Raw genomic sequence first — 21,395 nt, 5'->3', positions numbered from 1 at the left:
AATGCCGGTAACAACTGAGAAGAGGGCAAAAGGATCGTCGGAAGACCGGCTTTTTGTCCCCGTAGATAAGAATAAAGCTGAGCTGAATGTACTTGTCCGCCCGAGTGTCGGGTTTTGGAAAGATGCTTGGCAGAGACTTTTGAAAAACAAGCTTGCTGTAAGTGGACTCGTTGTGATCATCGCTTTGACGATCATGGCGATTATCGGGCCGATGCTCACCCCTTACAGCTATTCCGATCAAACGTTAAGCAACCAGAACATGGGCCCTTCCCGTGAGCATTGGTTTGGTACGGATAACCTGGGAAGAGATATGTTTACCAGAACATGGTACGGTGCGAGAATTTCATTGTTTATCGGATTTGCTGCTGCCCTGATTGAGTTTTTTGTCGGGGTGATTTATGGAGGGGTTTCAGGATACAAAGGCGGAAGAACAGACAATGTCATGATGCGTATCATTGATATTCTTTACGGCCTTCCATATCTTCTTGTCGTTATTTTACTTATGGTTATTATGGGACCGGGTCTTTTTACCATTATCGTTGCCCTGACACTCACCGGGTGGATCGGTATGGCAAGGATTGTCCGGGGACAGGTTCTCCAGCTGAAAACAAACGAATATGTGCTCGCATCCAAAGTTCTCGGCGCCGATACATCAAGAATCATTCGCAAGCATTTACTGCCGAATACGATGGGGCCGGTCATTGTTTCCATGACACTGACAGTACCGGGAGCCATTTTCGCAGAGGCATTTTTAAGCTTTTTAGGGTTAGGTGTTTCAGCTCCGGTAGCGAGCTGGGGATCGATGGCCAACGATGCTCTTGGTGTACTGAATACAGGATACTGGTGGCGGCTGTTTTTCCCTGCCTTCTTTATCTCACTGACAATGCTGGCATTCAACGTATTTGGAGACGGATTAAGGGATGCACTCGATCCAAAGCTAAGGAGGTAGCCTATGGGACAAGCATTACTTGAAATAAACGATTTAGCGGTTTCTTTTTCCACGCAGGGAGGCGAAGTTCAGGCCGTCAGAGGCGTAACCTTTGCTGTAGATAAAGGAGAGACTGTGGCCATTGTAGGAGAGTCGGGCTGCGGAAAGAGTGTGACTGCACAGAGTATCATGCGTCTGATTCCACAGCCGCCCGGCCGGATAAAAAACGGAACGATCCATATGAACGGGAAGGATCTTGCTTCATTATCTGAAAAACAAATGAGGGGAGTCAGGGGGAAACAGATCGGGATGATTTTTCAGGACCCGATGACAAGCCTCAACCCTACCCTTAAAGTCGGCGACCAGCTGACCGAGGGGATTCTGACTCATCAGAAGATCAGTAAAGCGGATGCTAAAAAAGAAGCAATCGATCTTCTTCACCTGGTGGGGATTGCAAACCCTGAAGAACGTCTTCAGCAGTATCCACACCAGTTCAGTGGAGGAATGCGCCAGCGTCTGATGATTGCCATGGCGTTGATGTGCAAGCCTGAACTGCTCATTGCCGATGAACCGACAACCGCACTTGATGTGACCATCCAGGCACAGATTATCGATTTGTTTAAAGAAATACAGAGAAAAACAGGGGTTGCCATTATTATCATCACCCATGACCTGGGCGTAGTGGCTCAGATAGCAGACCGCATCAACGTGATGTATGCAGGCGAGATCGTGGAAACGGGCACGGTAAAAGAGATTTTTTATGATCCCCAGCATCCGTATACGCGTGGTCTCCTTCACAGTGTCCCGCGATTGGACGGGGACAGGAGCCAAAAGCTCGTGCCGATTGTCGGAAGTCCGCCGGATTTATTCTCACCGCCTGAAGGCTGTGCATTTGCCCGGCGTTGTGACTATGCCATGGAAGTGTGCGTATCACTTGATCCTGATTATACGAAACTCTCAAACAAGCATTATACAAAGTGCTGGCTGCAGGATACCCGCGCAGAGAAGCCGTTTTAATACGGTTATATTTTTAAGGAGGTGAAGGAGAACAAAGCAGGTTTTACTGGTTTCATTGATCACCAAAACAAACAAGGGGGAAAACAGGAATGAAAAAATCGAAAAGTTTGAAGTGGCTGCTTGGAACCGGGTTAATGGCAACAGCGATGATTGCCACCGGATGTTCCGGCGACGAAGAAACGACCGGTGATGAGGACGGTAATGGAGAAGATGCAGCTGCAGAGGAGTCTGGTGACGGAGAGAACATCCTTATTTACAACAGTGAACGAAACCCGACTTCACTTGATCCGCCGATCGGGAATGACGAATCGTCTTATGCCATTCTTAACAATGTTATGGAAGGTCTGACACGACTTGCAAAAGACGAAGCAACGCCGGAGCCTGCAATGGCTGAGGATTGGGACGTGTCTGATGACGGTCTTACATACACGTTCTACATTCGTGAAGATGCGAATTGGAGCAACGGAGAGCCTGTAACGGCGGAGGACTTTGAATTTTCATTCAAGCGCCTTGCAGATCCAAAAACAGCTTCGCCAGCTGCCCACCACTCCTACTGGATTGCCGGAGCAGAAGCATTTAACGAAGGAGAAGGTTCTGCAGAAGATGTTCAAGTAGAAGCAATTGATGAAAAAACACTTGAAGTCACATTGGAGAACCCTGTTGACTTCTTCCCGTCCATTGTTGCTATGCCGCAGCTTTTCCCTGTACATAAAGATACAGTGGAAGGTGATGACAACTGGGCGAACAGTGCAGATACCTTTGTAGGAAACGGTCCGTTTGTCGTTAGTGAGTGGGAAGACGATGAATACTTGCTTATTACGAAAAATGAAGATTACTGGGACGCGGACACCGTTAACCTTGACGGCGTTGAGTACGTTATGATCGAGGACTCCAACACAGCTTATCAGCTTTATGGCAACGATGAAGTTCATATGACAGGCATTCCTTCCGATATGGCAGGCGAACTTGTCGGTGGACCTGAAACGATTCAGTACCCACGTTCAGGTATTGAGTTCCAGCGATTTAATGTGGATATGGAACCATTCCAAAACCGCAATATCCGAGCTGCCTTTGCAAAAGCGATTAATGCACAGGAAATTGTTGACTATATCACACAAGAAGGTCAGCCTGTCATGACCGGCTACGTTTTTGATGATTTCCAGCATCCAGACGGTTCCACTTACCGTGAAGCAGCTGGTGACCTTCATGAGTTCGACTTTGAAGAAGCACAGGAACTGCTGGAATTAGGGATGGAAGAGGAAGGATACGATGAGCTTCCAGAAGTAAATCTCACATACAGCACAAGTGATCTTAACCATACTGTTGCTCAAGCCATTCAAGAAATGTTACAGCAAAACCTTGGTGTGGAGATTGGTCTTGAGAATCAGGAATTTGCTGTTTTCCTTGATGCCCAGCGTGACCTGGAACTGCAATATTCCCGTTCTTCGTTCCTTGGCGGGTACAACGATCCAATGAACTATCTGGACAACTTTACTTCAGGAAACCCAATGAACAGAACGGGATGGTCCAACGAAGAATATGACCAGCTTGTATCAGAGAGCCTGGCTGAAACGGATCCGGAAGCACGCTTTGATCTTATGATTGAAGCCGAGAAAGTGTTTATGGATGACTATGTTATTGTTCCACTTTATTACTACAACACAACGTTCATTAAGAAAGACAACGTACAAGACGTAGTACGACACCCGGTTGGATTCGTAGAATTCAAATGGGCAAGCATGGAGTAAGGTCATATTGGTCAGTCACCCCGGTGAGTTTTACCGGGGTGATGTCCTTTTACATAAGGAATGAAAGCTTTATATATACATAGAGTAAGAGAGTGAGCGAAATGAACTTGGAGGGAGTTTTTCATCATGAAGAAGCCCATCATTGGTATTACATCTTCTTATGTGGACGATCGCACGCTTCAAACATCGTATGACAATATCAGGTCTGTTTTGCGGGCAGGCGGTACCCCTTTTGTGCTCCCTAATGTTACAAACCAGGATCATATGAGTAACTACGTGAACACCGTTGATGGGATTGTTGTCACCGGGGGCGGAGATATCGACCCAACCCTGTTTGGTGAAGAGCCTCACCCGAATCTGGGACTTATTCATCCCGACCGGGACGTGTTTGAAGTTGATCTGTTGAAGGAGGCGATGAAGCAGGATAAGCCGATCCTTGCCATTTGCAGAGGCTGCCAGATATTAAACATTGCTGCCGGTGGAGATATGTATCAGGATATTTACACACAAATGGATCATGCCCTCCTTCAACACACTCAGCGGGCCCCCAGAAGTCACGGGTCCCATTTCATAGAAGTAACAGAAGGCAGTTTACTTCACAGCATTTCCAAGCAGAAAAAGTACAAAGTTAACAGCTTTCACCATCAGACAGTACGAGAGATGGCACCGGGTTTTAATGTGATCGCCCGGTCTTCCGATCAGGTGATCGAAGCTTTTCAAAGTACGAAACATACGTTTGTTTTAGGCGTGCAATGGCACCCGGAATGTATGACTGATGAGCAGTCTGTCCGGTTGTTCAAGGCGTTTATTGAAGCTGCTGAGAAAAAAAAGAAAGCGATCAGGAATGAAACATAAGCGGAGGGGTTTCATATGGCTAAGAAGTTAGTAGAAGTGAAAAACTTGCAAAAGCATTTTGAAGTAGGAAAAGGGAAGATATTAAAAGCGGTCAACGATATATCCTTTGACGTATACGAAGGTGAAACGCTTGGTCTGGTCGGCGAGTCAGGGTGCGGGAAGTCCACCACCGGCCGGACGATCATCCGCCTGTACCGGGCGACATCAGGTGAAGTCATCTATGATGGTGAAAATGTACATACGTTGAAAGGGAAAAAGATAAAGAAATTTAACCGGAAGATGCAAATGATCTTCCAGGATCCTTATGCATCCTTAAATCCAAGAATGACAGTGGAAGACATAATCGCCGAGGGGATGGATATCCATGACATATACCAGGGCAAAGAAAGAAGAAAGCGAGTCCATCATCTTTTGGAAACTGTAGGCTTAAGCAAAGAACATGCAACTCGTTTTCCTCACGAATTCAGCGGGGGTCAGCGTCAGAGGATCGGAATTGCCAGAGCACTTGCTCTGGATCCGGAATTTATTATTGCGGACGAGCCTATCTCAGCTCTTGACGTTTCCATTCAGGCGCAGGTTGTGAACCTCATGAAAGACCTTCAAAAAGAACGGGGACTTACCTACTTGTTTATTGCACACGATTTATCCATGGTCAAGCACATTAGTGACAGGATCGGGGTTATGTATTTGGGTGGCATGATGGAGCTTGCAGACAGTGAAGATTTATATGAAGAACCGCTGCACCCGTATACCCGGGCGCTGCTTTCCTCTATTCCGATACCGGACCCGGATGTTGAGGAAACGAGAGAAAGGACCATTTTAAAAGGGGACGTTCCAAGTCCGATCGATCCTCCGAGCGGCTGTCCGTTCAGAACACGCTGTCCTGAAGCCATGGATGTGTGCGCTAAGAGAAAACCGGAGTGGCTGGAAGCCCGCCCGAACCATTTTGTCGCGTGTCATTTGTACGAACAATAATCCTTCGATTGGAAGTGAAAACAGATGATCATTGAAAAAATAAAGACGAAGCGTATTGCGGTTCCTTTAAGAAAACCGTTCAAAACGGCCCTGCGCACTCTTGAAACGGCAGAGGCGGTCATTGTGACGATTCATTGTGACAACGGGCTTACGGGTTTTGGAGAAGCACCGCCAACCATTGTTGTCACAGGAGACAGCTTGGAGAGCGTTGAAGGAGCGATACAACATACGATCCGCCCCGCATTAACCGGGATGGACGTAACAAATTTCGAACAGGTATTCCAGAAGCTCCATCGTATCCTTGTCCGGAACACAAGTGCGAAAGCCGCAGTGGACATGGCCCTGTACGACCTTCTGGCAAAAAAAATGAACGTACCTCTTTACCAGTACCTTGGCGGCTATCAAAATGAGCTTGAAACAGATTATACCGTAAGCGTTAACGCTCCTGAAGAGATGGGGGAGGACGCTGTCGAATACGTGAACGACGGATTTACGGTCCTGAAAGTAAAAGTAGGCATTGATGACATACATAAAGACATCGAGCGTATCTCGGAAATCCGTAAAAGGATCGGGAACGGCATTAAAATCCGTCTTGATGCAAACCAGGGATGGAATCCAAAAGATGCGGTTTTCGCGATTAATAAAATGGCTGACATGGACCTTGGGGTCGAACTTGTGGAACAGCCGGTCAAAGCTTATGATTTCGAAGGGTTGAAGATGGTTACAGACAGCACAATCACACCGATTATGGCTGACGAAAGTGTCTTTTCACCAGAGGATGCCCTTCGCATCATTACAAACCGTTGTGCCGATCTGATTAACATTAAGCTCATGAAGTCCGGCGGCATCTATAAGGCAGAGGCGATTAACCGTCTTGCAGAAGCGGCAGGGATCGAATGCATGACAGGCAGTATGATCGAAACCCGTGTGGGAATCTCCGCTGCTGCACACTTTGCTGCAAGTAAGAAAAATGTTACCCGCTTTGATTTTGACAGCCCCCTTATGTTAAAAGAAGACATCGTGAACGGCGGGATGGTTTACTCAAAGAATAAAATCACCATGCAGACGGAACCGGGGCTCGGAATAACAAGTGTGGGAGAGTTTGAGGAGGCGTATAAATGAGTACAGAATACATCGTAAAAGCAGCAGTCGCAACGCTTTGGACGTCACCGGACAAGCCCCGTGAAATGGATCAGGCGGCACTGAAAGAGCCCGCGGACATCCGCGGCTGGCTTGGCGGGTTAACAACAGAAGACCGCAGGCAGCTGACAGACGATAATATTGTTCAGTCACAGGTACTGTACGGACAAATGGTCACACTGATTGAGGAAAGAGAAGACTGGCTTCATGTCTGCGTAAATGATCAGCCTTCCAGAAAAAGCGAAAAAGGCTATCCCGGATGGATTCCAAAATGCCAGGTTATCGAACGGTCAGAAACAAATATTGAGTCTGATACTCCCTTCGCAGCAGTAAAAACACAAACAGCGTGGCTTTATCAAAATCAGGAACCAATTCTTGAAATCAGTTATGAAACCAGGCTTCCACTGGCAAGTGACATTGTTGAAGGTGCGTTTGTATCGGTAAACACGCCACACGGTGCAGCACAGATTAAGTCAGGTGATGTGAATGTATATGAAAAAGAAAGGGACATTCCTGCTCCACTGGGTGAGGCTTTGGTCAAAAATGGAGAAATGTTTCTTGAACTTCCGTACCTTTGGGGAGGGATGAGCGGATTCGGTTTTGACTGCTCAGGATTTACATATACCGTCCACCGTCACTTCGGAATCACCATCCCCCGGGACGCATCCGACCAGGAAAAAGCAGGGGAGCCTGTCGCCCGTGAAGACCTCAAACCGGGGGACTGCATTTACTTTGCGAAAGACGAAGGAAAGGGCTTCGTATACCATGTCGGGTTTTACTACGGAGACGGGCAGATGCTTCACGCCCCGAGTGCCGGAAAAGGAATCGAAATCGTACCGATCAAAAACACGAAATACGATAAAAACTACCGCTCCGCCCGCCGCTTCTGGTAAGCGGGGGTCTGTCCCCGCACAATTTTGTGTAAGATTACGATAATGGCAGGAATTTTGGGAAATCCATGTGTATCAAGGGATAGAACCGTCTGAATTCGGGCGGTTCTTTTATTATGCTGTAAAATAGAGTTTAGTACCAACAATTAGTACTTGGTATAAAAAAGAACTTAAGATATAATAGTTTTAAAGAATACGTTTACAAACTCTTTTAAGAATTGAGATGATATAGATGGGGAAAATTGCATTTGTTACGGACAGTACTGCCTACCTGACTGAAGAGCTTAAAAACCATCCGGACGTTTACTCGCTGCCGCTCAGCATTATTATTGATGATGTCTCCTACGCAGACGGGGTTGATCTAACGGTGGACGAGCTTTATGAACGGATTCGTAAAGAGAAGGAAGTACCAAAAACCAGCCAGCCTGCAATCGGTGTGTTCGCTGAATTATATGAGAAATTAAAAGAAGACTACGACTCAGCTGTGTCGATTCATATTTCCGATAAGCTGAGTGGGACAATGGCAAGTGCCAAACAGGGGAGTGACATGGTAGACAACTTCCCCGTGGAAGTCGTTGACTCAAAATGTATGAGTTATGCGATTACACATTTAATCAATGAATCCATCAGACTATCAGAGGAAGGCAAGGAAGCCGCTGAAATCGCTGAGCACGTAAGAGATCAGGCAGGCCGTACAGCGAACTACATACTTCTGGGCAGCCTTGATCAGTTTTATAAAGGCGGCCGCATGAGCGGTGCCCAGTACTTGATCGGAAGTGTGCTTAAAATTAAGCCTGTCATTACGATCACACCTGAAGGAGAGTTCAACCTGTTCGAGCGCGTCCGTTCAGAGAAAAAAGCGATGAACCGCCTCGTTGAACTTCTTTACACATACCATCAGGAACACCCGGTAAACAAGGCTCAGATCATGCACGGAAATGTACCGGAAAAAGCTTCCCAGCTGGAAGCAAAACTTAAAGAAAAAATGCCCAACCTGGACATCATGACCGGAGAGATCAGTTCCACCATCGCCGTCCACGCCGGGGAAGGCACCCTGGCTCTCTTGTGGCAAAAAGGATAGTTTCTATCAAAATGAAAAAGCTTATCTGTCAATTGACAGATAAGCTTTTTTGCGCAAACAAAATAAAAAACCTCATCACAATGTGATGAGGAATATGTACATATTATGGTGTCCCGTACTGGGCTCGAACCAGTGACCTCCACCCTGTCAAGGTGGCGCTCTCCCAACTGAGCTAACGGAACGTTATTGCAACAATTAATAATATATCTCAGCGGGAAATAGAAGTCAATAGATTTGTGAAAAAATTCTCGGATGTCTTATTCATCGTACGTATACCTGACCACATACCGGTTTTCCTTCAGCTTGCGTATTTCCACCCACGGGGGAATCTCGTAGCCGTTCTGCCAGTTTTCCTCGAGCTTGGCTTTCAGACACCCTGCCTGAAACTTGGATGTAAAAATCTGCTTCAAATAGACCCATCGTGTACGCTTTAAAGGCTGCTTCTTTTTTGCCGGCATTATTGTCACCCCAACCATTGTTTTCGTTAGCGTATGTGATTTCAGGGAAAAGAATACCACTGACATGAGTACAAATAAAAAAGGCAGAACCGGGCCGGCTCTGCCTCTTAAATTAACCGATCCGTTCTTCACGGTCACGCTCTCTGATCTCTTCTTCCCGAAGACGTTCCTGGCGGTCTCTAAGCCGGTGTGCCAGGCGGCTTGATGCATTTGCTGCAATGCTGCAAAGAAGGTCATCCAGGAACGTGTGGATCTTGCCGTCCTTTTTCTGGTCCAGTTCCCGGATAATTCCGGATTTTTCTTTATCGAGATAACCAAATGTCGTAACCGCAATGCTACCGTATCCGAAAACAGAACCGAGGGCGATCGTTTCATCGACACCGAAAAGGCCTTCGTCCATTTCTACAATTGACTGGAGCGGTTCTGAGAGCTGTTTTTTCTCGGCCAGTTTATCCAGCTCAATTCCAACCAGGACTGCGTGGTGAATTTCTCTTTTATGAAGCACCTTGTCCACACTGTCGAGGCAGTCCTCCATCGTCAGGTCAGGGTTGTAAGGTTCCTGCATATCGTAAACGATTTTTGCGATGTCTTCCAGGGTAACACCCCGTTCTTCAATCAATTTGCGTGCTGCCGTTTCTACTACGTGGCAATGAACAGGTTTTCTTTCACTCATTGTGCATTCCTCCTATGTCTGGTGCGTCCTACCTACAGTTTAGCATAATCATTTGAAATTGAATGACTATTTACATTTTAACAGGAAACAATCATAGTAGAAAAAAAGGAGAATTCGTGGTATATGTTGAATAAACGTAAAAGACAGGGTTATTGTGTCGGCAGGCTGTCTGAATAAAAAGCGGTTCAAAATGATAAAGTGATTACATAAGGAGGGCATTCAACATGAAATACGGCATTGCTATTTTTCCATCAAAAAAATTACAGGATATCGCAAACTCATACAGAAAAAGGTACGATTCTCATTATGCGCTCATACCGCCCCACGTAACGATCAAAGAATCGTTTGAAGCAGAAGAAGAGGATCTGCCTGAGATTCTTGAAGAAATGCGTAATGTTGCAAGTCAGACAAGTCCGTTTACAATGGAGGTTTATAAGTTCGGCTCTTTCCACCCTGTAACGAACACGATCTATATGAAAGTCCGTGAAAACGATACATTAACGACCCTTCGTGAACGACTCAATTCAGGTAAGCTTGAGCATCATTACGACTACCAGTTTGTCCCGCACATTACGATCGGTCAGCAGCTTGATAACGACGAGTGCTCCGATGTGTTCGGACGACTGAAAATGGAGTCCATTAACCACGAGGAAATGATCGACCGCTTTTCACTTTTGTATCAGCTTGATAACAATATGTGGACTGTTTACGAAACCTTCCGACTTGGTAAAGGAGAATAGTCGTGGAAGTAAGAGTAGTGGCATCGGATAAAGAACAGGAAGACGCTTTCTTTGTGAGACGTACCGTCTTTGTGGACGAGCAGAACGTTCCTGAAGAAGAAGAGATCGACCAGTACGAAAAGGATGCTGTCCATTTCGTTGCCTATGACGGCGAAAAGCCGGTTGGGGCAGGACGTCTCAGAATTCTGGATGACATCGGTAAAGTGGAGCGGATCTGCGTGTTAAAAGAATACCGCACCCAGGGTGTCGGAGTGGAAATCATGGAGAAAATTGAACAGGAAGCCAAAGGGTATCCAATCGAGGATATAAAGCTTAATGCGCAGATCACTGCAGAACGCTTTTACACCCGTTTAGGATATGAAACGATATCCGGGGAGTTTTTTGATGCCGGCATACCCCATGTGGCCATGAGAAAAACGATCGAGACAGTCTCTTAGGAGGCTGTCTTTTTTTTGAAAGAGGCTGGTGTTGATTTCCGCTCAATTGCAATCACGCACGGTTGTGAGCCCCCGCATGATCTGCGAGGCAGCTGAAAAAAGTCAACCACTGAACTTAACACTGCCACTCTGTGGTCGCATGGTCTTTAATGTGGTAAAGGTCATTGTTGTATAAAGCGTTGATTGGAGCGAATGTGCGACACTCCTGCGGGAAGAACGAATTCCGGGTAGGCCTCGCAAGCGCCTAAAGAAAATGGACTTTTTTCAGTGCCCTGCTTCGCTAAATCTTTAACACAGCCAAAAAATAAAATGCCTGTTTCTGTATGGAATCTTTTGGCTCATCACACACTACACTAATAATAAATGGTTTGTTTAGAGGCAGGTGAAGTGAGCATGCGAGTGATCTTATTAACGGTCTCAGCCGGAGCCGGTCATGATGCTGTTTGTGATGTCGTGAAAGAAGAATGGGAAAAAAGAGGAGCCCGCTGTGAAGTCATCGATCTTTTCAGCTGTCTGCCTCCTGTTTTAAAAAAACGCATTCCTTCTCTTTACCTTTCGATGGTACAAGTCTGTCCTTCCCTGTGGCGTACCATTTACAAACGTTCAGATGTGCCATATAAGTCTAGTGTTTTTACTGGGGAAACCCTCTGGTCCGGTGCCTGGCAGCGGATGAGACTGGGAGCACCTGCCATCATCATCGCAACCCACCCTCTTGCTGCTTCGGTGGCAAGCGGAGCCATTCAGAGCGGTCAATTCAAGAAGCCTCCTGCATTATATTCCCTGGTTACCGACTATTCGTTTCATGGGATGAGTCTCACAAAAGAAGTCACTGCCGTTTTTTTACCGTGCAAAAAAGAGGTAGACGAACTGCAGCATGCGTTTCCTTTTGCCCAGTTCGTCCACGGCTGCATCAGTGTAAGAAAGAAATGGTTCCAACCCGAGGAAAAAACAGAATTGAGACACCGTCTCGGCCTCCCGGTCAATGGAAAAGTGGTTTCCATCAGCGGAGGGAAAGAAGGACTTCTTCATTATAAAAATGTCATTAAAAGCTTTGAAATAAAGGCTGAGGGTGTTTGGACGATCCTCTGCTTTACAGGGGAGAACGTGAAAGCAGCCAAGCAACTCATTACGTTGGAAACGCGTCATGATGTAAGAACTTTTCCCTACACACCGGTGTTTTCCGATTACGTTAAAGCGTCGGATGTGCTCATTTCAAAGCCCGGCGGTGTAACCATGACAGAAGCCATCGCCGCCCGAATTCCGACGATTATGGTCTCACCACTTCCGGGTCAGGAAGAGGAAAATAAAAAAAGACTGGCAGATCTTTTTATTTCATCGAACGTAAGCGAAGCCGGAGCGGCAGCGGAAGAATGTATAAACAGCCACCATGAGATCCCGGATATCCCCCAGGTGCAGACGTGTGAACTGGTGGATAAAATGCTTCTTCTGCATGAAGGATTTGAAGCAAAAAAACAGGCGTACGTCGGCCGGGGAAGCATCTACCGGTTGAATCACATTCTTGCCATGCGTGAGAAACAGAAGGAAAAGGGAGAGTTTCATACGTAGCTGTTTAGGAATGATTTGGCAGGGGTAAAATGATTGTGATAGAGAACGTTTGTTTGTATAATATAAGTACCATTTTTACAGGAGGAGGGGCTCTAATGGAAGGACTGTTCAGACGGAGTATTGCTGACCGGACCCCCGTTGAAATGATTTATATGAGTGAGAAAGGCATTGTCACTAAGCGTGTCGTTACAGTCAGGCAGGTGAACGAAGATGCGATTACTGCCTTCTGCCATATGCGGCAGGCTGTCCGTACATTTAAACGGCTGAATATTCTTTCCGCTCTTCCTGTGAAACGCCGGTCGTGGAGACAGGACGATCAAATCGGGTAAAACGCTCTTCATCATGAAGCGCGTCTTTTTTATGGAGAAGTTTCTGCGGTTTATGGAGAACTTCGGACAGTTTATGCAGAATTGGCGACGGTTTATGGAGAACTTGCCCGATTTTATGCAAAGTTTTTAAGGATTTAAAGAGAATTAGTCGAATTTCGACAAAGCACCAATGGATCTTCCATGAAAAACTTTAACATAATTTGAAACTTCTTCCTTATTTGCGCCGTAAACATTACCGTAACATAAAAAGGGGGAGGAATGTATCATGTCAGAAGCTGTACATAATATAGACCCGGTGCAACCTGAGAAAAAGAAACCATCTTTATTTAAAATCATTACGAGCCCGGCGGAGCAGTTCTCCAGAATGAAAGAAAACCCGACGGTTGCCCTGCCGCTCTTAATAGTGACGGCGGTCTTTGCCGTTTTTGGGGGGATTTTTGCCTACACAACGGATTTTCAGACACTCATTGGGGATGTGCCTGCAGACGAAGCGGTTTTCATTGAAGCGGCGGAAGGGATTATGCGACTCACGACTTTTATTTCTATGTTGTTTATTCCGGTAATCGGCTCTTTGTTTGCTGCCTTTGTTATGTGGATCGCTGCTAAAATCACAGCTGGGGAAGCAACATTCAAGCAACTGTTTTCATTAAATGTATTTGTCAATCTCCTTACAGGGATCGGTCTTTTAGTGAACCTTTTGATTATCTTGGCATTCGGGCTGGACCCGTTGCAGACATACACTGGTTTAACGGTATTTTTTGATCCTCTCGATCAAGTCTTTCCTCTTGTTGCCATGTTTGAAGTGTTCGGCATCTGGCTTCTTATTCTTACGGTAATTGGGCTTCGTATTGTAGTTTCCATGAGCCCTGCAGCAGCATGGATAACCGCTCTTATTATTTACGCAGGCGGGTCGTTTATCGCCTATCTATCTGCGGGACTGTGAGGCTGACATGTAGAAATGAGGGAGGGGAGACAAAGATAATGAAACGTTTACTTATAGCTGTATTGATGTGCAGTGTGATGATCATGGCTGCTTGTAGCGGTGGTGAGAGTCTTACCTGGTATGAAACGAAAGAGGAAGCGATTCAGGAAGGAGTGATAAGTGAAGGTGCTGGCGGGTATGCGGTTCTTTCTGTAGAGGAATACGATGGAGAAACGTTTATTTTTTACGAATACAATGATGCTCTTGGTGTAGCTTCTATTGCCGAGAGTGACAAAGGATATGCCTGGTACCGAAGTTCGGCATACTACGGTTTTGAGGGTGACTCTCCAATACACACGATTGGTTTTCAGACAGAAACATATTCCAGATTTGAGGTGGCTGTTATTGCAGGGGCAGTTAATGATTCAGCGATAACCTCGGTTCATGTTGCCGGCGGGGAACCTTTGGATATACATGGCCCGAGTGGCTTCTTTTATCTGATTCATGATGGAACTGTTGAGCTGACGGAAGTGGAAGCTGTGGAGGGGTGAAACGGGAAGAAGAGAAAAAGGATATCATGAATCCAGGAATTATGACCCTCCCCGAAACACTAAAACCCCCTCCGGTATCAACATGCCGGAGGGGGTTCGCCTTATTTACTGTCCAATGCCTGCTTCAGGTCCTCAATCAGATCATCAGCATCTTCAATACCAATGGAAACGCGGATCAATCCGTCCGTAATACCGAGTTCCGCCCGGCGGTCAGCAGGGATTGAGGCGTGGGTCATTTTTGCCGGCAGGCTGATGAGACTCTCAACAGCTCCGAGGCTTTCTGCCAGGGTAAAATAACGGGTTTGTGCAAGCACATGTTCTGCCCGCTCACCGCTGCCTACGTCAAATGAGATCATGCCGCCAAATCCGGATGCCTGCTTTTTGTGGGTTTCATGACCCGGGTGGGACGGCTGTCCGGGATAATAAATCTTGGACACATCTTCACGGCTTTCCAGAAACTCAACGATCTTCGCTGTATTTTTCTCCGTATGCTCCATACGAAGGCCGAGGGTTTTAATGCCGCGGATAAGAAGCCAGGAGTCCTGAGGTCCCAGAATCCCCCCAACGGAATTTTGCACGAAGTGAAGCTCTTCGCCCAGTTGTTCACTGTTTACAACCGCAAGACCGGCAACAACGTCACTGTGTCCGCCGAGGTACTTGGTTGCGCTGTGGAGCACAATATCCGCACCTTGCTCAATCGGATTTTGGAAGTAAGGCGTACTGAATGTGTTATCAACGATCAAGTGAAGGCTGTATTCATCAGCAAGCTTCTTCATCTCAGCGATATCCGTTACTTTAAGGAGTGGATTCGTCGGTGTTTCTACGTAAATGGCAACTGTGTTATCCTGGATCACTTCGTCCACTTTTGCCGGATTGCTTGTGTCAACGAATGTGACGTCGAGGTTAAATCTGTTGAGTACTTTTGTCATAAGACGGTATGATCCGCCGTACACATCATCGGTAAACACGATGTGATCGCCTGCTTTATACATGTTCATCACAGCTGCAATGGCCGCCATTCCAGATCCGAAGGCAAAGCCGCGGTGGCCGCCTTCAAGGTCTGCGATGAGCTTTTCGAGTGCTTCACGGGTCGGGTTTCCTGTCCGGGAGTATTCGTAGGCAAAATTGCCGACTCCGTCCTGTTTATAGGTGCTTACCTGATAAATCGGGGTGCTCACAGCACCGGTATGTTTGTCACCGAAAACGCCGCCGTGAATGAGCTGGGTTTTCTTTTTCATTACGCGTCAGTCCCTTCATAAATCCCTGTGCTTAAATAACGTTCGCTGCTGTCTGGGAAGACCGTGACAATATGAGCCCCTTCTTTTGCCGTTTTGGCTTCACGAAGGGCAGCGTCAAATGCCGCTCCCGAACTGCTAGCAACGAGAAGGCCTTCCTTACGGGTAAGCTCTTCTACCCGGGCGAACGCTTCTTTGTCCGTGATGGTGTGGATGGCATCAAAATATGACGTATCCATATACGGAGGGAGAAATTCCATGCCGATCCCTTCTGTACGGTGCGGACCGGACTTTCCTCCGTTTAAAATCGAACCTTCAGGCTCAACGATAACAGTTTTTACATTGTTAATATGATCTTTCAGATATCGGGCCGTTCCCATAAACGTGCCGCCGGTACCGGCTCCTGCAACAAAGACGTCGATTTTGCCTTCTAAATCGGCAACGAGTTCCGGACCGAGGGTTTTGTAATAGGTCATGGGATTGGCATTGTTGGCAAACTGGGCTGGGGAATAGGAGTCCGGTGTTTTCGCAAGGAGCTCCTTTGTACGGGCGATTGCCCCTTTCATCCCCAGTTCTGTAGGTGTATTAATCACAGTGGCTCCCATTGCCCGCATGAGCGTCTGTTTCTCCATGCTGAATTTCTCCGGGACAACAAAGATGACGTTCACTTTTGTACCGACAGCGGCAAGGGCAAGGCCGATACCGGTGTTTCCGGCTGTCGGTTCAATGATTGTCCCGGTTTCAGAAATATGACCGCCGTCAATAGCGTCACGAATGAGCTCCTGGCCGAGGCGGTCTTTCACGCTGCCGCCGGGGTTGAAGTATTCTAGCTTGGCGAATAGTCGTACCCGGTTCGGCAGAGGGATTCTGGTTATTTCAAATAACGGTGTATTACCGATGAGTGTATGAATACCCTGATAGATGGTCATGGGCGAATCTCCTGATTAACGGTTTTCTTCAGCAAAAACAGTTGTCCACTCATCTTTGCGGGAAAGCATAAGCTCAGCAATCTCTTTTGCTCCTTCGAGGGAGTGAGAAGCAGCCCATCCGCACTGGACTTCGTTGCAGGCTGGAACTTCATCTGCCACGAGGACGTCATTGAGCGTTTTTTCAACAAGGTCAATAATCGCATCGTAGCTCTTGTCATTAATCACGCTAAGGTAAAACCCTGTCTGGCATCCCATTGGTGAGATGTCAACGATCTGTCCGTGGTGGTTCCGGCTGAACTCTGCCATCATGTGCTCAAGTGAATGAAGTCCGGGCATATCCATATGTTCCTTGTTTGGCTGGCAGAAACGGATGTCGTATTTGTAAATCGTGTCTCCATTTGCACCTTCTGTAGTACCCGCCAGACGGATATAAGGTGCCGCCACTTTCGTGTGGTCCAGGTTGAAACTTTCTACGTTCATTTTCTTTGTCATATTAACAGCCTCCTAAGGTTATTGGAAGGAACTGGAAAAATTCGATCTTTAATTTTTTCAGTACCTTTAAGCAATGAGCGGAACGGTTGCATGTTGTAAGAGCCTGTTATGAGTGGGTTTCTCGTAACAGACGCGCAACCGGGTGGAGCCATTGCCACTTTAATAAAGGCATTGAAAAAGTTGGTTTGCACTTTTTCAGTGGCCTCTTATTGGGTCTTCTTCACCGCACTCATGAGCCAGACGTAAGGATTGAGGGAAGTAAATTCCACTTCAAACCCTGCCTCCCGAAAAATTTCGGATAATACCGGAATCGTCGTGTAGTATTCCGTACGAAGATCCTGGGCAAGGTTAAAGAACTCTTGTTTTTCCGCCTGTTTGATCATACGCTGTTTTGCGGTGTCATCTATAAACATTGTATCAGCGAATACGACTTTTCCGCCACAGTTGAGTGACTCAAAGTAACGCTTTGCTGCCGTTTTTTTCTCTGTATCGGTTAAATGGTGAAAAGCATAGGTGGAAACAAAGGTGTCGACGCCTCCTTCAATGGAAGTGTAGTCAAGAAAGTCTCCTTCAATAATCGGCACATCCGGATGTTTTTCCATGGCAATCAAGCGCATTTTTCCTGAAGGCTCCACACCTGTAACGCGAAGACTCTTTGCCTTTAAAACCGAGGTGAGGTTTCCCGTACCTACACCAAACTCAACCACTGTGCCGCCTGAGGCATTTGCTACAGCCTGCAGAATAACATCGTAATTCGAAAAAACCTCTTTATATTCTTCATCAACACCATGTACCGTCTCATCATAAGACTCGGCCCACCGGTCGAACAGATCAACAAATTCACGTCCCATTACTCATTCACCTTTCTTCTGGACTCCCCCCGGACTTTCTTCGGGGGTCTGTCCCCGCACAATTTTGTGTAACATTGTGTAAAGTGGGATAATACATATAATTCGCATTGATTAGGTCGGGATTAACTTTATATTAGCATATGCGAAACGGGTTGGCAATGTTAAAACTTCGATGAATATGTGGAGATTGATTGTTTGCAATAGTCTCTTAATGATGGAAATGATGTGATAGAATGGAAGGGACTAACCAGGAGAGAACGGGGTTTTGTGAATGAAAAAGAAGGTGTATGTGCTGTTGGCCGCTGCCGTGGCAGCGACACTTCTCTTGTGCGGCTTTCTCTATCAGGAAAAGCAGGACAGACTGAACCTTGAGCGTGTCTTGTTTGCGAACGAGCTGGCTGAACGTACGATTACAATGAGGGGTTTTGTTGCAGCACTGAATGAGTACCCGGGGAATGAAGATGCTCTTGATCAGCTGGAGCAGTACCGGTTTAGGAATGATGTGAATCTGATGCACGATTTTACCAGCTATAATATGGAGAAGTATCCGAGGTTTTTAAGAGATTTTGATATGCTGCTTTATCAAACCTTACATAATGTACAAGAAATGGCTCCGGAGCTTTCTGATTCCGAACTGGAATTTGTCAGAAGTGAAATTGACGATGTAAGAAACACTTTGGCCCGCTCTGTCACATGGGGCCACGGGGGAAACAGGTGGGGAAATAATATCGACCTGGAATTCCCCGCAGAAGATATGAACCTTATCATTGATAGTCTGTATGACATCAACCAAAGCCTGAGCGAAAAAGGCTAAGGGAGGGAGACTGGATTCGAAAGCTTATTTTGATATTCGTGGTTATAACAACAGTTGCAGCCTGTAGTTCAGGTAATGGCAATCCAACCGCAGGTGATATTCTCAGTGATAATCCCGATGCGGATATCCTCCAATGGGACGGGATCGTCTATTCCAAATGATGCGGAATATGTACGGGAATTGGGGCACGAGCCTGTTGAGAAGCTTGGGGAAATAGAAAGACAGTCCGGTAGCAGGTGGTTTTTCAGGAACCGGTCTGCCACCCATCTGCCTGAAGGTACAAATATTTTCAACGTAAGTAAGGGCGGTATTTATTATTTAATCGGAGTGGCTGATGACGAAGAAATTGTATACCGGGCACTCGTTGAAGGCTGATGCAGCGTCACGAGTCAATTACATGCGAAGCGAGGGGAAAGACCATGTTTATTGTTAACGTTGAAGCGGCGATTTACCGGGCCGGCAAATGGCTGGTCATTAAAAGGGGAAAAGAAGAGTCCCACGCGGCAGGCACGCTCGCACTCGTTGGAGGCAAGGCATTAAACGAAGGGGCCGCTTCTGACATTCTGGAAAGCACAATCAAGAGGGAAGTGAAAGAGGAAGTGGGAGTGGACATTTCCGGGCCGCTTCATTATGTACACAACACGTCATTTCTGGCCGGCGAGGACCCTGTTGTGGATGTCGTGTTTCTCTGCGGAAACGTGCAGGGAGAGCCGTGGGTAAAAAGTCCGGAAGAAGTGGGTGGAGTCTATTGGATGACAACAGAAGAAGTTCTCAATCATCCCGATGCCCCGGTCTGGACTAAGGAAAGCATTAAACGAGCAGAAAAGGTGCGTGGGACTTTAACATGAGAAGTGTAGGAATCGGTTTGAATACATTACTATTTGGGTTAATTGCATTATTTTTATGGGTTGATTTTTTTCAGCCGGACTTTATTTTATCCAAAGGGATGATTATTGCCGCTCTTGTGGTTGTGGTTATCGGAAGGGTTTACGTCTTAAATTCACTCAGAGCGGGAAAAGCAGAAAACATAATTTTCGGTATCATGTTTAATCTTTATTTTATGTTAATGCTGATTCTTTTTAACTTCATGGGCGGGGAATCCCAGGCAGGCTTTGGCTTTGATGGATTCCTGTTCTGGATTATCGTCGTGCTGTTTGTTTATGATACGCAGAAACGGTGGTCAAAGCTCAAGTACCTGAAGAAAGAAGCGAAACCTGCATAACATGAAACTTTTAACGCCTCCTTTTCGTAAAAAGATCAGGGGGCGTTATCCATGAAGGTAAAGAAATTTTTCGTTTTTATGATCAGTTTTAATGTTTTATTTGTCGTCTTCCAAATCGTGTCTGGGCTGATACTGACGTCAAATCATACACCGGCAGTGGCAGGTGGGACACATGGTAATGCAGCTGCTGCAGTCACCTTTGGACAATACTCGTTTCTGCCTTTGGTCTTTTCAAACATGGCGGCCGGGATCGCATTTCTGTTTTCAGGTAAGATCATCAGCCGGTCCTGAGTGCAATACGAATAAGAAAAGGGGGATGAGTGATGGGGTATAACGAACACGATCATCAGATGATACAGGGGCGGCGGGAAAGTGAATATGAAACGTTAAAAGGGAGAAAGACTGGATCAAATTCCCGTGGTTCGAGCAGACGGTCAGCCATTTTGGGTCTTGCCGTTCTGGCTGGTTTCTTCGGGCTTATCTGGCTATATTTCACGTACTGAATAAAAATAACTGATAAACTACCAGACGAAAACTGAATTACAGATTAAAAAAGCACCTGCCGGCGGATTAATCACTCCGCAGCAGGTGCTTCTCTTTATCAATGCTTCATAAAGCCTTTTTTCTCAAGGTAGCCCTTCATATGAAGGCGCTTCGGCTCTTTTAGCATGCCGGCCATCTGCTCGGTCCAGCGGTCTTTTCGTTTACCGGCAGTACGGAGGTCGTAGTAGGCAGAAATGGTGCTGTTATATTCCTCAAGCCCCTTCGTGAAAGCTTTTTCATTTCGTTCGTAGCTGTCTTCGTGATAAATATGTGTAAGAGGCAGACGCGGTTTAATACTGGATTCTGCTGCAGGCTCCCCTACAGCCAGTCCGAATACAGGGATTACATAATCCGGAAGGTTCAGTAATTCTCCTACAGCTTCAATATCATTTCGAAGACCCCCGATGTAGCAGATTCCAAGTTCCATTGATTCAGCAGCAATCACGGCATTCTGGGCTGCGAGGGCAGCATCGACGGCCGCGACCAGGAATTTTTCGGTACTTTCAATCGATGCCGTAACATCGGTGTTTTCCATACTGCCTGCTGTCTTATGACGGTGGAGGTCGGCACAGAATACAAAGAAGTGTCCGTTGTGTTCAACATAAGGCTGATTGCCGGCAAGTTCGGCAAGTTTGGCTTTTTTAGCCTCGTCTTTCACTCCAATAATGGTATAGGCTTGAATAAAGCTGGAAGTAGATGCCATCTGTGCACTTTCAACAATGGTCTCGATTTGTTCACGGGTGAGCGGTTTTTGTGTAAATTTACGGATCGAACGGTGATTTAACAAGGTTTCAATCGTTGAATTCAAGGTAATCAGCTCCATATTTGGTATGATAGTAATAAGTCTATCACAATGTGCTGAGAGACCTCACGCAGCAGGGTCCCGATAAATAAGAGTGGGGGATAAGACTGGTATCAAAGTTAAAAGGGAAAAGGGAATACATACGAAGAATACTATTCTTAATCTGCAGAACATCATGAATTTCAACATCATTTTAA

27 protein-coding genes and 1 tRNA gene are annotated in these 21,395 nt (G+C 46.4%); 20 read left to right on the top strand and 8 right to left on the bottom strand.

The genetic code is table 11. The annotated features are described in order from the left end of the window. Nucleotide 1 precedes the first annotated feature (1 nt). The 8 genes from JSY36_RS09730 to JSY36_RS09695 all read left to right on the top strand — a co-directional run bounded on the left by JSY36_RS09730 (nucleotide 2) and on the right by JSY36_RS09695 (nucleotide 8,634). Nucleotides 2–949, top strand: coding sequence for an ABC transporter permease (locus JSY36_RS09730; protein WP_122897362.1), 948 nt, complete (start codon nucleotides 2–4; stop codon nucleotides 947–949). Nucleotides 950–952: 3 nt separating this feature from the next. Next, nucleotides 953–1,945, top strand: coding sequence for an ABC transporter ATP-binding protein (locus JSY36_RS09725; protein WP_122897361.1), 993 nt, complete (start codon nucleotides 953–955; stop codon nucleotides 1,943–1,945). An 89-nt stretch (nucleotides 1,946–2,034) separates the two neighbouring features. Beyond that, nucleotides 2,035–3,693 carry a peptide ABC transporter substrate-binding protein gene (locus tag JSY36_RS09720; RefSeq protein WP_205166234.1) on the top strand — a complete coding sequence of 553 codons (1,659 nt, stop codon included), beginning with the start codon at nucleotides 2,035–2,037 and terminating at the stop codon, nucleotides 3,691–3,693. A 126-nt stretch (nucleotides 3,694–3,819) separates the two neighbouring features. After that, nucleotides 3,820–4,548 carry a gamma-glutamyl-gamma-aminobutyrate hydrolase family protein gene (locus JSY36_RS09715; protein ID WP_205166233.1) on the top strand — a complete coding sequence of 243 codons (729 nt, stop codon included), beginning with the start codon at nucleotides 3,820–3,822 and terminating at the stop codon, nucleotides 4,546–4,548. A gap of 15 nt (nucleotides 4,549–4,563) precedes the next feature. Continuing rightward, the gene (locus tag JSY36_RS09710; RefSeq protein ID WP_205166232.1) at nucleotides 4,564–5,523 is read left to right on the top strand and encodes an ABC transporter ATP-binding protein; all 960 of its coding nucleotides are present in this window, start codon (nucleotides 4,564–4,566) and stop codon (nucleotides 5,521–5,523) included. Between the two features lie 24 nt (nucleotides 5,524–5,547). Next, on the top strand, nucleotides 5,548–6,645 hold the full coding sequence (locus JSY36_RS09705) for a dipeptide epimerase (protein WP_205166229.1): 1,098 nt from the start codon (nucleotides 5,548–5,550) through the stop codon (nucleotides 6,643–6,645). Beyond that, nucleotides 6,642–7,556, top strand: a complete 915-nt coding sequence (locus JSY36_RS09700; RefSeq protein WP_205166228.1) for a C40 family peptidase — start codon at nucleotides 6,642–6,644, stop codon at nucleotides 7,554–7,556. The genes JSY36_RS09705 and JSY36_RS09700 overlap by 4 nt, the downstream gene beginning before the upstream one ends. A gap of 229 nt (nucleotides 7,557–7,785) precedes the next feature. Continuing rightward, nucleotides 7,786–8,634, top strand: a complete 849-nt coding sequence (locus JSY36_RS09695; protein WP_236784705.1) for a DegV family protein — start codon at nucleotides 7,786–7,788, stop codon at nucleotides 8,632–8,634. 106 nt (nucleotides 8,635–8,740) lie between these two features. Here JSY36_RS09695 and JSY36_RS09690 read toward each other — a convergent pair. The 3 genes from JSY36_RS09690 to JSY36_RS09680 all read right to left on the bottom strand — a co-directional run bounded on the left by JSY36_RS09690 (nucleotide 8,741) and on the right by JSY36_RS09680 (nucleotide 9,765). Next, nucleotides 8,741–8,816 (bottom strand) — tRNA-Val (locus JSY36_RS09690). 75 nt (nucleotides 8,817–8,891) lie between these two features. Continuing rightward, a complete protein-coding gene (locus JSY36_RS09685) occupies nucleotides 8,892–9,092 on the bottom strand; it encodes a hypothetical protein (protein ID WP_122898616.1) in 201 nt (66 codons plus the stop codon). A 112-nt stretch (nucleotides 9,093–9,204) separates the two neighbouring features. Then, nucleotides 9,205–9,765 (bottom strand): phosphatidylglycerophosphatase A family protein, encoded by a 561-nt coding sequence (locus JSY36_RS09680; RefSeq protein WP_205166225.1) that lies wholly within the window; start codon nucleotides 9,763–9,765, stop codon nucleotides 9,205–9,207. Nucleotides 9,766–9,989: 224 nt separating this feature from the next. On the opposite strand from JSY36_RS09680, the gene JSY36_RS09675 reads away from it, so the two are divergent. From JSY36_RS09675 to JSY36_RS09650, 6 genes are all read left to right on the top strand, one after another. Beyond that, a complete protein-coding gene (locus JSY36_RS09675) occupies nucleotides 9,990–10,505 on the top strand; it encodes a YjcG family protein (protein WP_122897353.1) in 516 nt (171 codons plus the stop codon). Nucleotides 10,506–10,507: 2 nt separating this feature from the next. After that, nucleotides 10,508–10,942: a GNAT family N-acetyltransferase gene (locus tag JSY36_RS09670; protein ID WP_205166224.1), complete on the top strand. Its 435-nt coding sequence runs from the start codon at nucleotides 10,508–10,510 to the stop codon at nucleotides 10,940–10,942. A 393-nt stretch (nucleotides 10,943–11,335) separates the two neighbouring features. Continuing rightward, nucleotides 11,336–12,508, top strand: a complete 1,173-nt coding sequence (locus JSY36_RS09665; protein ID WP_205166223.1) for an MGDG synthase family glycosyltransferase — start codon at nucleotides 11,336–11,338, stop codon at nucleotides 12,506–12,508. A gap of 95 nt (nucleotides 12,509–12,603) precedes the next feature. Continuing rightward, nucleotides 12,604–12,837, top strand: a complete 234-nt coding sequence (locus JSY36_RS09660; protein WP_205166222.1) for a hypothetical protein — start codon at nucleotides 12,604–12,606, stop codon at nucleotides 12,835–12,837. 265 nt (nucleotides 12,838–13,102) lie between these two features. After that, complete coding sequence (yknW, locus tag JSY36_RS09655) at nucleotides 13,103–13,780, top strand: YknW family membrane protein (protein WP_205166221.1); 678 nt, start codon at nucleotides 13,103–13,105, stop codon at nucleotides 13,778–13,780. Nucleotides 13,781–13,818: 38 nt separating this feature from the next. Beyond that, on the top strand, nucleotides 13,819–14,310 hold the full coding sequence (locus JSY36_RS09650; RefSeq protein ID WP_205166220.1) for a hypothetical protein: 492 nt from the start codon (nucleotides 13,819–13,821) through the stop codon (nucleotides 14,308–14,310). Between the two features lie 101 nt (nucleotides 14,311–14,411). On the opposite strand, the gene JSY36_RS09645 is transcribed toward JSY36_RS09650, so the two are convergent. The 4 genes from JSY36_RS09645 to JSY36_RS09630 all read right to left on the bottom strand — a co-directional run bounded on the left by JSY36_RS09645 (nucleotide 14,412) and on the right by JSY36_RS09630 (nucleotide 17,817). After that, the gene (locus tag JSY36_RS09645) at nucleotides 14,412–15,548 is read right to left on the bottom strand and encodes a bifunctional cystathionine gamma-lyase/homocysteine desulfhydrase (protein ID WP_205166219.1); all 1,137 of its coding nucleotides are present in this window, start codon (nucleotides 15,546–15,548) and stop codon (nucleotides 14,412–14,414) included. Next, the gene (locus JSY36_RS09640; RefSeq protein WP_205166218.1) at nucleotides 15,548–16,474 is read right to left on the bottom strand and encodes a PLP-dependent cysteine synthase family protein; all 927 of its coding nucleotides are present in this window, start codon (nucleotides 16,472–16,474) and stop codon (nucleotides 15,548–15,550) included. Before JSY36_RS09640 ends, JSY36_RS09645 begins: the two co-directional genes overlap by 1 nt. Nucleotides 16,475–16,489: 15 nt before the next feature. Next, on the bottom strand, nucleotides 16,490–16,966 hold the full coding sequence (locus JSY36_RS09635) for an S-ribosylhomocysteine lyase (protein ID WP_122897346.1): 477 nt from the start codon (nucleotides 16,964–16,966) through the stop codon (nucleotides 16,490–16,492). A 206-nt stretch (nucleotides 16,967–17,172) separates the two neighbouring features. Further along, complete coding sequence (locus JSY36_RS09630) at nucleotides 17,173–17,817, bottom strand: class I SAM-dependent DNA methyltransferase (protein WP_205166217.1); 645 nt, start codon at nucleotides 17,815–17,817, stop codon at nucleotides 17,173–17,175. A 271-nt stretch (nucleotides 17,818–18,088) separates the two neighbouring features. Between JSY36_RS09630 and JSY36_RS09625 the strand changes: the two genes are divergently transcribed. The 6 genes from JSY36_RS09625 (at nucleotide 18,089) to JSY36_RS09600 (ending at nucleotide 20,356) form a co-directional block, all read left to right on the top strand. Further along, complete coding sequence (locus JSY36_RS09625; protein ID WP_205166216.1) at nucleotides 18,089–18,631, top strand: hypothetical protein; 543 nt, start codon at nucleotides 18,089–18,091, stop codon at nucleotides 18,629–18,631. A 105-nt stretch (nucleotides 18,632–18,736) separates the two neighbouring features. Then, nucleotides 18,737–19,006 carry a hypothetical protein gene (locus JSY36_RS09620; protein ID WP_205166215.1) on the top strand — a complete coding sequence of 90 codons (270 nt, stop codon included), beginning with the start codon at nucleotides 18,737–18,739 and terminating at the stop codon, nucleotides 19,004–19,006. Between the two features lie 44 nt (nucleotides 19,007–19,050). Then, nucleotides 19,051–19,479 (top strand): NUDIX hydrolase, encoded by a 429-nt coding sequence (locus JSY36_RS09615; RefSeq protein WP_205166214.1) that lies wholly within the window; start codon nucleotides 19,051–19,053, stop codon nucleotides 19,477–19,479. Continuing rightward, the gene (locus JSY36_RS09610; RefSeq protein WP_205166213.1) at nucleotides 19,476–19,853 is read left to right on the top strand and encodes a hypothetical protein; all 378 of its coding nucleotides are present in this window, start codon (nucleotides 19,476–19,478) and stop codon (nucleotides 19,851–19,853) included. The genes JSY36_RS09615 and JSY36_RS09610 overlap by 4 nt, the downstream gene beginning before the upstream one ends. Before the next feature lie 51 nt (nucleotides 19,854–19,904). Then, nucleotides 19,905–20,144, top strand: coding sequence for a hypothetical protein (locus JSY36_RS09605; RefSeq protein WP_205166211.1), 240 nt, complete (start codon nucleotides 19,905–19,907; stop codon nucleotides 20,142–20,144). A 32-nt stretch (nucleotides 20,145–20,176) separates the two neighbouring features. Beyond that, nucleotides 20,177–20,356: a hypothetical protein gene (locus JSY36_RS09600; RefSeq protein ID WP_205166210.1), complete on the top strand. Its 180-nt coding sequence runs from the start codon at nucleotides 20,177–20,179 to the stop codon at nucleotides 20,354–20,356. A gap of 98 nt (nucleotides 20,357–20,454) precedes the next feature. Here JSY36_RS09600 and nfsA read toward each other — a convergent pair whose 3' ends face one another. Further along, a complete protein-coding gene (nfsA, locus tag JSY36_RS09595) occupies nucleotides 20,455–21,204 on the bottom strand; it encodes an oxygen-insensitive NADPH nitroreductase (RefSeq protein ID WP_183163759.1) in 750 nt (249 codons plus the stop codon). Between the last annotated feature and the right edge of the window lie 191 nt (nucleotides 21,205–21,395).

The sequence above is a fragment of the Alteribacter salitolerans genome, assembly GCF_016901055.1.
GTDB classification, from domain to species: Bacteria; Bacillota; Bacilli; order Bacillales; family Salisediminibacteriaceae; genus Alteribacter; species Alteribacter keqinensis.
This window is presented reverse-complemented; position numbering and strand designations above follow the sequence as displayed.